Annotated in this window: 11 protein-coding genes and 1 tRNA gene; 3 read left to right on the plus strand and 9 right to left on the minus strand. The window is 67.1% G+C overall.

The features are described from left to right. Positions 1-163 precede the first annotated feature (163 nt). On the plus strand, positions 164-835 hold the full coding sequence (locus ARC78_RS00530; protein ID WP_054659468.1) for an energy transducer TonB: 672 nt from the start codon (positions 164-166) through the stop codon (positions 833-835). Positions 836-909: 74 nt separating this feature from the next. Here the strand turns inward: ARC78_RS00530 and ARC78_RS00535 are convergent. The 8 genes from ARC78_RS00535 to ARC78_RS00570 form a co-directional block, all read right to left on the minus strand. Then, a tRNA-Asn gene (locus ARC78_RS00535) sits at positions 910-986 on the minus strand. A 24-nt stretch (positions 987-1010) separates the two neighbouring features. Next, positions 1011-1481, minus strand: coding sequence for a 23S rRNA (pseudouridine(1915)-N(3))-methyltransferase RlmH (gene rlmH, locus ARC78_RS00540; RefSeq protein WP_054659466.1), 471 nt, complete (start codon positions 1479-1481; stop codon positions 1011-1013). 86 nt (positions 1482-1567) lie between these two features. Further along, positions 1568-1984, minus strand: coding sequence for a ribosome silencing factor (gene rsfS / locus ARC78_RS00545; RefSeq protein WP_054659464.1), 417 nt, complete (start codon positions 1982-1984; stop codon positions 1568-1570). Positions 1985-2042: 58 nt separating this feature from the next. Then, positions 2043-2720 carry a nicotinate-nucleotide adenylyltransferase gene (nadD, locus tag ARC78_RS00550; protein WP_057505502.1) on the minus strand — a complete coding sequence of 226 codons (678 nt, stop codon included), beginning with the start codon at positions 2718-2720 and terminating at the stop codon, positions 2043-2045. A gap of 13 nt (positions 2721-2733) precedes the next feature. Beyond that, positions 2734-3777 carry a DNA polymerase III subunit delta gene (gene holA / locus ARC78_RS00555; protein ID WP_054659235.1) on the minus strand — a complete coding sequence of 348 codons (1044 nt, stop codon included), beginning with the start codon at positions 3775-3777 and terminating at the stop codon, positions 2734-2736. 43 nt (positions 3778-3820) lie between these two features. Further along, the gene (locus tag ARC78_RS00560; protein ID WP_054659237.1) at positions 3821-4396 is read right to left on the minus strand and encodes an LPS-assembly lipoprotein LptE; all 576 of its coding nucleotides are present in this window, start codon (positions 4394-4396) and stop codon (positions 3821-3823) included. Between the two features lie 88 nt (positions 4397-4484). Then, positions 4485-7127, minus strand: a complete 2643-nt coding sequence (gene leuS, locus ARC78_RS00565) for a leucine--tRNA ligase (RefSeq protein ID WP_054659239.1) — start codon at positions 7125-7127, stop codon at positions 4485-4487. A 175-nt stretch (positions 7128-7302) separates the two neighbouring features. Then, positions 7303-7890 carry a DUF998 domain-containing protein gene (locus ARC78_RS00570; RefSeq protein WP_054659241.1) on the minus strand — a complete coding sequence of 196 codons (588 nt, stop codon included), beginning with the start codon at positions 7888-7890 and terminating at the stop codon, positions 7303-7305. A gap of 307 nt (positions 7891-8197) precedes the next feature. Here ARC78_RS00570 and trxA point away from each other — a divergent pair, with 307 nt between their 5' ends. Together trxA and ARC78_RS00580 are read left to right on the plus strand one after the other, a co-directional pair. Further along, complete coding sequence (gene trxA, locus ARC78_RS00575; protein ID WP_057505495.1) at positions 8198-9058, plus strand: thioredoxin; 861 nt, start codon at positions 8198-8200, stop codon at positions 9056-9058. Positions 9059-9165: 107 nt separating this feature from the next. Next, on the plus strand, positions 9166-9618 hold the full coding sequence (locus tag ARC78_RS00580) for a DUF4442 domain-containing protein (protein ID WP_057505496.1): 453 nt from the start codon (positions 9166-9168) through the stop codon (positions 9616-9618). Between the two features lie 49 nt (positions 9619-9667). Here ARC78_RS00580 and ARC78_RS00585 read toward each other — a convergent pair whose 3' ends face one another. Further along, positions 9668-11017: a hypothetical protein gene (locus tag ARC78_RS00585; RefSeq protein ID WP_145974259.1), complete on the minus strand. Its 1350-nt coding sequence runs from the start codon at positions 11015-11017 to the stop codon at positions 9668-9670. Positions 11018-11117 lie beyond the last annotated feature (100 nt).

Here is an 11117-nt window from a genome sequence, read left to right on the forward strand (position 1 = left end):
GCATGCGAGGACGAAGCTGTCCGGCGCTTAACCGCAAACAGCGGCCCCTCTTGCCGGTTTGCGCATTTGCGGGCGCACTGCAGCTGCAGACAGGGAGCCTGCAGCTCCGTCCTGCATCACCGCGCGTTGTTATCCGTCACACGCCCACGCATGGAGGTGGAACATGGTCCGCACGCAGCACCGCGTCACGTCAGTCCATTTCGAACCGTCACGCATACTCGCCTACAGCACCGCCATCGCATTGCATGGATTGGCCCTGGGGTTGCTGCTGATTCCCCTGTCACAGGCGCCCATCCGTACCATTGCGGTGCCGGAACCGCGCTGGCAGATATCCGAAGCCAAACCGGTACAACCACCGCCCCCGCCGCTGCCCCCGGAAAAGCTGGTCAAGGTCACCTCGTCACCCGCGCCCCCACGTCAACCGGCGTTACCCACACCCGTGGAAACCTCGCCGATGCCGGTATTCGCCACCGAGGCGGTGATCGCACCACTGGCAGATATCGCACCGCCCATCGCCGACGTTCCGGCGACGGAGGTGACCGGCACCGGAATGCCACTGGAAGGCGTGCAGCTGCGCTACCGGAACGCGCCTGCGCCCGCCTATCCACGCGATGCCCTGATGGCCAATGCACAGGGCACGGTGGTGCTACGGGTGCTGGTCGGCGAGGACGGTGTACCGCTGGAGGTAAGCATCGAACGCAGCAGCGGCCATCGCAGTCTCGACAACGCCGCCCGCAGCCAGGTGCTGCGCCGCTGGAAGTTTCAACCGGCCACCGATGGCGGTCAGCCGGTGAAGGCCTACGGACTGATCCCGGTGGATTTCAAGCTGGGTTGAAAACACGGCAGCGCCTGCACCCGGAAAAGCCCAAAGAAAAAGCCGCGATCGCTCGCGGCTTTTTCTTTGAATCCTGGCGCCCGAAGTTGGACTCGAACCAACGACCCCCTGATTAACAGTCAAGTGCTCTAACCGGCTGAGCTATTCGGGCGGAGACGCGCATTCTATAGGGTAATCACGCGCGATGGTAGGGGTGATTTGCGATCATCGCCGCTGCGCGGTACAGCTGCTCGGCCACCACCAGTCGAACGAGCATATGCGGCAAAGTCAGCGGACCGATGGACCAGGTTTCATCGGCCGTTGCCGAGACCTCGGCGGCATGTCCTTCCGGGCCACCGATAAGAAATGCGAGATCCCGGCCCTGCGAGCGCCAATGCTCCAGCCGCTGCGCCAACTGCTCGGAGCTGAGCTGGCGTCCGGGCACATCCAGCGCCACCACATAAGGATTCTTCGGCAATGCGGCCAGCACCCGCTTGCCCTCTTCCTCGATCGCCCGCTTCGGATCGCGGCCCTTGCCGCGCAGACCCGGCTCGATCTCCACCAGCTCCAGTGGCAGCCAATGCGAAAGCCGCTTCTGGTATTCGGCAAATCCCTGCGCCACCCAGCCGGGCGCGCGCTCGCCGGTGGCGATCAATCTGGCTTTCATGGGGCGATGGTCTCCCGGATCACGTTGCACTGCCTGAAACAAGGACGGCGCCCTGCGGCGCCGTCACACGACTCTGCGCTGCCGGCTCAGCCCGCAGCGTATTCGTCATCCTGCGCGGCAACCGGCGGCTGGTCGCCCACCGTCCACAGGCGCTCCAGCGCATAGAACTCGCGCACGCGCGGCAGCATGACGTGGACGATCACATCGCCCAGGTCGACCAGCACCCACTCGGCCTCGCGCTCACCTTCCACGCCCAGCGGCATCACGCCCAGGTTCTTGGCAAAGCGCACCACTTCATCGCCAATGGATTTGACGTGACGGGTGGAGGTGCCGGAAACAACGACCAGGTAATCGGCGACGCTGGAACGGCCGCGGACGTCGATCTCGACCGCATCCCGGGCTTTCATTTCCTCCAGCGCCGAATGCACGCAGGCCAGCAGGGCCGAAACGGAGGGCGGGGGGCTGGGCAACTGGGTTTTGATGACTTGGGCTTCGGTGGTCAAAGCGGCATAACTCGATGAATAAGGCGGTGATTATAGAGAACCCGGCTGCTGCCGGCATTCACGAATCGGACTGGCATCCGTACAGGCGGTTTTCGACGATGAAATCAGCCACGCGCGCGGGCACCAGTTCCCGCCACGCCCCGCCATCTGCGATCAGGCCGCGCACCACGGTGGCCGACTCGGACTGCAACGGCTGGCGCAGCCGCAGCACCCGCCCACCGGCCGCCGCGCGCAATTGCGCGGCCGAATCGGCCCACGCCTCTTGCAGCCGATCGGCCAGCACTGCCGGCAGCCCGCCCTCGAGCGGACTGCCCGGGCGATCGGCCACCACCAGATGCGCCAGCTCCAGCAGGCGTTCCCATTCGTGCCATTCCGGCAGGCCCAGCAGGCTGTCGGCCCCGATCAACAGCGCGACCGGTTGCGAGGCGCCGATCTGCGCGCGCAGCTGACGCAGGGTATCCACCGTCCACGATGGTACGCCGGGATGCTCTTTCGCCCGCACCAGTTCGCGCAGGTCCACGCTCAGCCCGGGCTCACCGGCGATTGCCAGTTCCAGCATCGCCGCACGCTGCGCCGCATCGGCGCCGGGCGGTGCACGATGTGGCGGATCGGCGGCCGGCATCAAGCGCACCGGGCTGGCCAGTTCGTCGCGCGCGCAGCGGGCGATAGCCAGATGGCCATTGTGAACCGGGTCGAAGGTTCCACCATAGAGCAGCCACAGCCGCGATGGCGCCATCACTGCCGGCACTTCAGCGCGTTCCACGGACCAGCAGCCGGACCGCTTTGGCCTCGGCCAGCGCCAGCAGCAGACGCTCCAGTGCCAGCCACGGATCGCCCTCGGCCCGGCCTTTGGCCATGCGATCGATCTGCGAGGCCTCGGCGACGAAACGCTCCCAGCGGCGCGGATCAGGGTGCCGCTGCAGCGCGCGCTTGAACGGCGCCTGGCGCGACTCCCAGATCCCCTTGCTCTTCATCTCCGCGGCCAGGTTGCCGCCGGCGGCATTGATCCGCGCCAGCCCTGCCGTCAACAGCAGCTCGCGGATCAGGATCGGCATCAGCGCCGCCACCACTTCGCCCTCGGCCCGCAGCCCGGCGAGCATGCGCAGCACCGCCTGCGGCTGGCCGGAAAACGCCGCCTCGCTGAGCCGGAAAACGTCGTAGCGGGCCGCATCGGCCACCAGCGACTCCATCTTCGCCACGTCCAGCGCCTGCCCGTCAGCAAGCAATGCCAGCTTGTCGATTTCCTGCGCGGCCGCCAGCAGATTGCCTTCCACCCGCTCGCTCAGGCGCTGCACGGCCGCGGCATCGGCACGCAATCCCCTGGAGCGCAGACGCCGCTCGATCCAGTCACCCAGCTCGTGCGGCTTGATCGCCCAGGCCACCGACAGCACACCGGCCTTGCTGACCGCCTCGGCCCACTTGCCCTGATGCGCCTTGCTCCATTCGCCGGCGGTGATCAGCAGCACCACATCGGCCGGCGGCTGCGCGCAGAAATCGCTGATGACCTCGGCGCCCTCCTTGCCCGGCTTGCCGGTAGGCAGGCGCAGCTCGACCAGGCGGCGGGCGCTGAACAGACTCGGCGCATTGAAACTGGACGCCAGTTGGCCCCAGTCGAAATCGCGCCCATCGGCATCGAACACCTCGCGCTCGCCAATGCCGTCGGCGCGCGCCCGTGCGCGTACCGCATCGGCCGCTTCCAGCACGCGCAGCAATTCGGGTCCGGCGATCAGGTAGACAGGCGCCAGCGGCTGCGAGGCCGCCTGGCTGGCCAACTGTTCAGGGCGCAGTTCCATCTAGTGGCACCCGGCCGATGCGTTGCCCCTGCCAAGCACGGCCTCAGCCTGCCCCGTTGGCGTCATCGGCGCCTTTGGCTTCCGGTTTGGCGCGTGCCTTTTCGAGATCGGCACGGACCACGCTGTCGATACGGCGCAGGATCGAGGCAGCCATTTCCCGGCGCAGTTCATCGGCCAGGATTTCACGTTCGGTGGTGGTGCCGGTGGCGTCCTCCGGCGGCGAGACATAGTCACGCGACAGTTCGATCGCCTGCTCGGGCACGATCACCGAGCCGTCCGGACGCGAGAAGCTGAAGATCACCGCATAGCGCAGGCTGAACTCCTGCGCACGGCCCTGCGCATCGATGGCGATCGGCAGATCGCCCCAGCGCTCGGAGCGGACCTGCAGACGGGCAACGCCACTGCTGTCGGCCGAGGGCATGGCCTGATCCTCTTCGACAACCGTCGCGCCCGACGCCCGCAAGCCACGGTTGAGCAGCTTCACCAGCTCGCTGTAGCGTACAGAGGATTCCACTTTCACCGCCGGCGTATCGGCGGGCAAGGTGAGCGTGTTGCGCAGATGGAAACCGCAGCCGGAGAGACTTGCGGCGAGAATCAGGGCGATCAGATATCGGGTCATGGGCACAGTCTGGCGGAGCCGGCCGGGAGCGGCAACAGGCAGGGAGCCTGCCTGATGCCGCGTGAACAGCACTTGAGATCCGCTGGGTTTAACCGGCAACGATGTTGACGATCTTGCCCGGCACGATGATGACCTTGCGGATCGTCATTCCTTCCAGGAACTTGGCCGCGTTCGGTTCGGCCAGGGCAGCGGCTTCAATCTGGTCGCGCGCCGCGTCGGCCGCCACCTCGATGGTGCCGCGCAACTTGCCGTTGACCTGCACCGCCAGCGTCAGCGCATCCTTGACCAGCGCGGCCGGATCGACCTGCGGGAACGGCTGGTCTTCCAGCAGCGTTTCGGCATGGCCCAGCAGCTGCCACATCGCATGGCAGGCATGCGGGGTGATCGGATTGAGCATCAGCACCGTCGCCTGCAGCGCTTCCTGGCGTACCGCGCGGGCCTGTGCGCTGTCGTCGTTGAACTTGGACAGCGAGTTGAGCAGCTCCATCACCGCGGCGATGGCGGTGTTGAAGGCGTGGCGGCGACCGTAGTCGTCACCGACCTTGCCGATCGTCTCGTGGGTCTTGCGGCGCACCGCCTTCTGCTCGGCGGTGAGCGCAGCCACGTCCAGCGCCGGTGCGGCGCCATCGGCCACGTGCTTGTGCACCTGCGCCCACAGCCGGCGCAGGAAACGCGCCATTCCATCGACACCGGCCTCGTTCCATTCCAGCGACTGCTCCGGCGGCGCGGCGAACATCGAGAACAGACGCACCGTATCGGCACCGTACTTGCCCACCATCGCCTGCGGATCGACGCCGTTGTTCTTGGACTTGGACATCTTCTCCGAGCCGCCGACCACCACCGGCTGGCCGTCGGCGATCAGCGTGGCGCCGGTGATGCGGCCGCGCTCGTCCCGCTCGACGTGGACGTCGGCCGGGTTGATCCAGTCCTTGGAACCGTCCGGATTCGGCCGGTAATAGGTATCGGCGATCACCATGCCCTGGCACAGCAGGTTCTGCGCCGGCTCGTTGCTGTCCACCATGCGTGCGTCGCGCAGCAGTTTGTGGAAGAAACGGAAGTACATCAGGTGCAGGATCGCGTGCTCGATGCCGCCGATGTACTGGTCCACGGGCAGCCAGTAGTTGCCGCGCTTGTCCACCGCGTCCCGGGCACCGGGCGAGGTGTAACGGGCGTAGTACCAGCTGGACTCCATGAAGGTGTCGAAGGTGTCGGTCTCGCGCTCGGCCGCGCCGCCGCACTCCGGACAGCTGGTCTTACGCCACTCCGGATCGGCCTTGATCGGCGAACCGGTGCCCAGCAGGGTCACGTCCTCCGGCAGCACCACCGGCAGCTGGTCTTCCGGCACCGGCACCGCGCCGCACTTGTCGCAGTAGATCACCGGGATCGGGCAGCCCCAGTAGCGCTGGCGGCTCACGCCCCAGTCGCGCAGACGGTAGTTCACCCGGCGCTGACCCTGGCCCTTGCGCTCGAAACGCTCGGCCAGCGCTTCGAACGCGCCCTGGAAGTCCAGGCCGTCGAACTCGGCCGAATTGACCAGCTCGGTCTCGCGGCTCTTGTCGCCGTACCAGTCCTGCCAACGGTCCGCATCGTAGGTGCGCTCGTCGCCGTTCCTGGGCGACTTCAGCGCAATGACCTGCTTCTTGGGCAGGTTGTACTTGCTTGCGAATTCGAAATCGCGCTGGTCGTGGCCCGGCACCGCCATCACCGCGCCGGTGCCGTAGCCCATCAGTACGAAGTTGGCGACCCACACCGGCACCTGCTCGCCGCTGACCGGATGGATGGCCTTCAGGCCGGTGTCCATGCCGCGTTTTTCCTGGGTTTCCAGCTCGGCCTCGGAGACACCGCCCTGTTTCAGCTCGGCCAGCAGGGCGGCCAGCTTCGGGTTGCTCTTGGCCGCATGCATGGCCAGCGGATGCTCGCCGGCAATGGAGACGAAGCTCACGCCCATCACCGTGTCCGGACGGGTGGTGAACACGCGCAACGGGTCCAGCGCGCTGCCGTCGACATCGCGCACGTCGAACTGGATTTCCAGGCCTTCGGAACGGCCGATCCAGTTGCGCTGCATGGTCTTGACCGACTCCGGCCAGCCCGGCAGTTCATCCAGGCCGTCCAGCAGTTCCTGGGCGTAATCGGTGATGCGCAGGAACCACTGCGGGATCTCGCGCTTTTCCACCAGCGCGCCGGAACGCCAGCCGCGGCCGTCGATGACCTGCTCGTTGGCCAGCACGGTGTTGTCCACCGGATCCCAGTTCACCACCGAGTTGCGGCGGTAGGCCAGGCCCTTGCGCATCAGGCGGGTGAACATGCGCTGCTCGTGGACGTAGTACTCCGGCGTGCAGGTGGCGAACTCGCGCGACCAGTCGATCGCATAGCCCAGCGATTTGAGCTGGCTGCGCATGTGGTCGATGTTCTTGTAGGTCCACTTGGCCGGCGCGGTCTTGTTCTTGATCGCCGCGTTCTCGGCCGGCAGGCCGAACGCGTCCCAGCCCATCGGCTGCAGCACGTTGTGGCCGGTCATGCGCTTGTAGCGGCTGATGACATCGCCAATGGTGTAGTTGCGCACGTGGCCCATGTGCAGCGCACCGGACGGATACGGCAGCATCGACAGGCAGTAGTACTTGGGCTTGTCCGAGGTTTCGTTCACCTCGAATGCTTTCTCGGCCTCCCAGAATTTCTGGGCGGCGGTTTCAACCTGCTGGGGATCGTAGATATTGGGTTCGACGCTGGACATGGCAACGCTGGGCAACGGCAAAGCGTGACAGGGTACCGCAGTGCATCATGGCACTCCAAACCGCCCCCCGGCCAAATCCCCCTGCTCACCGCAGATCATTGATATGGCGACGGTTTCAGCCCTCCCCCCAACCGCTGCGCGTCACCGCAACCGGTCCATCCGCGTCGTTTCCCGCTCAGCCGCGCGCCGGAGCCAGTCGCACCGCCGCCAGCAGCCAGACCAGCCAGCCAAGAAACGCCAGCCGCTGGGCCATGGCCACCGGCATGACGCTCTGGAACACGAACGCGCTGCACAGGCTCCACACCACACAGCCCAGCGTCAGCACCGCCAGTGGCCGCCAGGCACTGTCCCTGCCCGCCCCCAGCCGCAGTGCAACGGCACCGGCACTGAACGCCACCAGCCACAGCAGCCAGGCACTGGCGTGGTACTGGCTGGCCCGGCTCTCGATGTCGTCCACGTCCAGCGGCAGCAATCCCATCGCCGTGAAGGCCACCGTCGCCAGCAACAGCATCTGGCCGCCGACCCGCAGGATCCGCGGTGTCGAGGCTGGCATCCTCAGGATCAGCGCCAGCGCCACCACTGCGGCCAGCAGGCCCGGAACCACGAACCCGAGCACACTGAACGCGGCGCCTCCCGCCACCCCGCGTGCCCCCAGCAACGACACTGGATGGCGCAGCTGGTCATACCCGTCCAGCTGCGCGCCAAATCCGATGACGCTGGCCACGCCGATGACCACTGCCAGCGGACCGGCCCCGATTTGCATTCGCTTCCACACTGACGCCACCACGCACCTTGCCACGCTGGCCGGAACAGGGCGCCCGGCTACGGCCTACATTGTGCAGGCTGCGCCCGGGCTTGGCACCGGCTCCATCCGGCGCTGCGATCAGCCGGGCCACTTCCCGGCGGCCGGGGCCGCATCCTGGAACATACTTATTGAAACTGTGCTGGCGGGCCGGACCGATACGACGGGGTCACCCGGGCGCCCCGGGGCAGCAATCCGTCGCCGCCGAGGTTGAGATAGCGCCCGGTCGTCGCCATAAAGGAAGCTCCCGCCAGCGATGAATCCAGCCATGAGCGAACTTCCCCACGTTTTCGACGCCACCACCGCCACCTTCGAAGCCGACGTCCTGCAGAAATCGATGCAGACCCCGGTGCTGGTGGATTTCTGGGCGACGTGGTGCGGTCCGTGCAAGACCCTGGGGCCGATGCTGGAAAAGCTGGCCGGGGAATACAACGGGGCCTTCGAGCTGGCCAAGGTCGATGTGGACAAGGAGCAGCAGGTCGCCGCGGCCTTCCAGATCCGCTCGGTACCGACCGTGTTCCTGATCAGGGACGGCCAGATCGTCGATGGCTTCCCGGGCGCGATGCCCGAAGGCCAGCTGCGCGAATTCCTGACCCAGCATGGCGTCACCCCACTGGACGCCCCGGACGCCGCCGAAGAGGCCGCTCCGCTGCCGCTGGACCCGCAGGCCCAGATCGCCGCCCTGCGCGACTCCATCGCCGCCGAACCGGACAAGGACGAGCTGAAGCTGGAGCTGGCGCTGGCCCTGCTCAAGACCGGTGCCACCCCCGAAGCCGGGCAACTGCTCGACGCGCTGCCGGCCAACCTGGCCACCGATGACCGCGCCGTGCGTGCCCGTGCCCGCCTGGATTTCGGCCTCGCGCTGCAGGGTGCACCGGCCGCCGACGTGCTGGCGGCTCGCGTGCAGGCCGACGGCAATGACCTGGAAGCCCGCCACCTGCTGGGCATCCACCACCTGCTCGGCGGCGAGGATGAAGCGGCGCTGGAACAGTTCATCGAGATGCTGCGCATCGACCGCGCCTTCCACGAGAACCTGCCCAAGAAGGCGCTGATCGACGCCTTCCGCGTCATCGAGGATGAGGACCTGGTCGGCCGTTACCGCCGGCGGATGGCCTCGCTGCTGTTCTGATGGCAGCCCGTTGCTGAAACACCCGGCCGGGGCCACGGCCCACCCCGGCCTTATCCATACGGTCGCGAATGTTAGACTGTCACTCCCCCGCGCCGCTTGTCCGTCCGATGAAAGCCAGCCTGTTCCGCCACGGCATCAACCTGTGGCCGCCGTTCCTGTTTTCCGGCATCCACGTCACCGCCATCGATGACGATTACCGCCGCGTGCGGGTCGAGCTGCGGCAACGGCTGTGGAACATGAATTACGTGCGCACCCATTTCGGCGGCAGCCTGTTCGCGATGACCGACCCGTTCTGGATGCTGTGCCTGCTGCAGAAACTTGGGCGGGACTATGTTGTCTGGGACAAAGCCGGCGAGGTGGAGTTCATCAGGCCCGGCCGTGGCGTGGTGGCCACCGAATTCCATCTCGACGATGGGCTGGTGGAGGAGATCAAAGTGGCCACCGCCGAGGGCGGCAAGCACCTGCGCTGGTTCGAGAACGAGATCCGGGATGAGCGCGGCGAGCTCGTCGCACGCGTCCGCAAGCAGGTCTACGTGCGGCTGAAGCCCCGCGCGCGCTGAGTTCAAGCCGGCGCGGTACCGGCCGGCGTTTTCATCCGGTCCGCGAGCGTCAGGGCGCCGGCTCCCACAATGCCGCTGGCAGTGGCAGACGCACCCGGTTTTCCCCGCCACGCGGGGCATAAAGCACCGTTTCCAGCCCCCGTCCATCAGCCGCCAGCAGGACCGGCCGCTGCGCACTGGCGTAGCCGGAGGGCATGGCCTGAAGGCGTGTCGCCAGAGAACCCTGCAACGGTTGTCCACGCAGCCATAGCAGCGCGTTGAGCAGGCCCAGCTCGGCACCGACATCCTGCAACTGGCGCGGGTACTGCTCATAGGCGGGAGCCGCCACACTGCCCAGGATGCAGCCGATTGCATTGGTCGCGCACTCCAGACGCCAGACGGACGCCTGCGCCTGACTGGCCTGGAAGGGCAAGTCCTGTGCGATCCGCGCCTGCGCCGCCGGCAGGCAGCTCTGACCGAGGTTGACCGCCTGCAGGGCGCGCGTCCGCGGCGCATTGAAGACCCACGAGCCGCCCGGGTACCGTCCGATCCGCCTGGCCTCCAGCGCCAGCAATGAATCGGCCATTTCAAATTCCCCACGCAAGGCATTGCAACCGCTCATCTCCGCAGCCGACAGCGGGGCGAATGCCGCTGCGCATTGCGCCGGCAAGGCCACATCCACCGGCATTTCTTCCAGCATCGCGGCCAGCAACCGGGCATGGGCCTGCAACAGGCGCGCGCCGATCATGGTCGAGACCAGCGTGTCGCTGCGGGTGACCAGCATCCGCGCGGTGCCGGCGTCGCGGCAGACCCCGGCCAGCGCGCCGGCGCTGTCGCCCTGCACATGCGCCAGCGCATGGGCCGCCAGCGGCAGCCCCAGACTCTGCAGGGGTGGCAGCGGCACGTAGGGCCCCAGGGGCAGCTCGCTGCGCAGATGACCATGCGTCGACAACGCGGCAATCCGCTCCAGCAGGCCGGCATGCGCGGCCAGGGCATCAGCCACCGCCTCGGGTGCGGCACGCACCTTGTCCAGACACGCCCCACCCTCGTTGATCCGGCACAGCGCATCGTCGTGCACCCAGGCCACCGGCTCACCGCCCAGTTGCGGCGCCGGCGCGGTCGGCATCCCCCCGCCATTTTCCAGCCAGTGGGCCTCGAACCGCTGCTGCCATTGCCCATAGTCGCTGGCCAGTGCATCCACCAGTGCGCGGCGCGCGGCTGCATCCAGCGATTCGTGATGCAACGTCATCAACGCCACATACGCATTGCTGCCGGGTCGCTGCGGCCCGGTCTCCAGCGCCGCCAATGCCTCCTCCTGCAAGGTCGTTGACGGCCAGAACCGCGACACCAGCAACAGCCCGCCGACCACCAGCACCAGCCCCAAAAGCCCCCCGCCCAGCCATTTCAACGTCTTGCGCATCATCCCTGCCCCTGCTGTGTATCCATGACAGAACAATCACCGAGCCTGGCCGGCCCGTGCCCGCCGGTACAATAGCCGCATGTCGCCCGAAGCCGCCTCC

The organism is Stenotrophomonas pictorum JCM 9942 (assembly GCF_001431585.1).
Lineage (GTDB): Bacteria > Pseudomonadota > Gammaproteobacteria > Xanthomonadales > Xanthomonadaceae > Stenotrophomonas > Stenotrophomonas pictorum.

Coding starts and splice junctions, on each gene's coding strand:
- ARC78_RS00530 (WP_054659468.1), top strand. CDS start 164: ATGGTCCGCACGCAGCACCGCGTCACGTCAGTCCATTTCGAACCGTCA.
- rlmH (WP_054659466.1), bottom strand. CDS start 1,481: ATGAAAGCCAGATTGATCGCCACCGGCGAGCGCGCGCCCGGCTGGGTG.
- nadD (WP_057505502.1), bottom strand. CDS start 2,720: ATGGCGCCATCGCGGCTGTGGCTGCTCTATGGTGGAACCTTCGACCCG.
- holA (WP_054659235.1), bottom strand. CDS start 3,777: ATGGAACTGCGCCCTGAACAGTTGGCCAGCCAGGCGGCCTCGCAGCCG.
- ARC78_RS00560 (WP_054659237.1), bottom strand. CDS start 4,396: ATGACCCGATATCTGATCGCCCTGATTCTCGCCGCAAGTCTCTCCGGC.
- leuS (WP_054659239.1), bottom strand. CDS start 7,127: ATGTCCAGCGTCGAACCCAATATCTACGATCCCCAGCAGGTTGAAACC.
- ARC78_RS00570 (WP_054659241.1), bottom strand. CDS start 7,890: ATGCAAATCGGGGCCGGTCCGCTGGCAGTGGTCATCGGCGTGGCCAGC.
- trxA (WP_057505495.1), top strand. CDS start 8,198: ATGAGCGAACTTCCCCACGTTTTCGACGCCACCACCGCCACCTTCGAA.
- ARC78_RS00580 (WP_057505496.1), top strand. CDS start 9,166: ATGAAAGCCAGCCTGTTCCGCCACGGCATCAACCTGTGGCCGCCGTTC.
- ARC78_RS00585 (WP_145974259.1), bottom strand. CDS start 11,017: ATGCGCAAGACGTTGAAATGGCTGGGCGGGGGGCTTTTGGGGCTGGTG.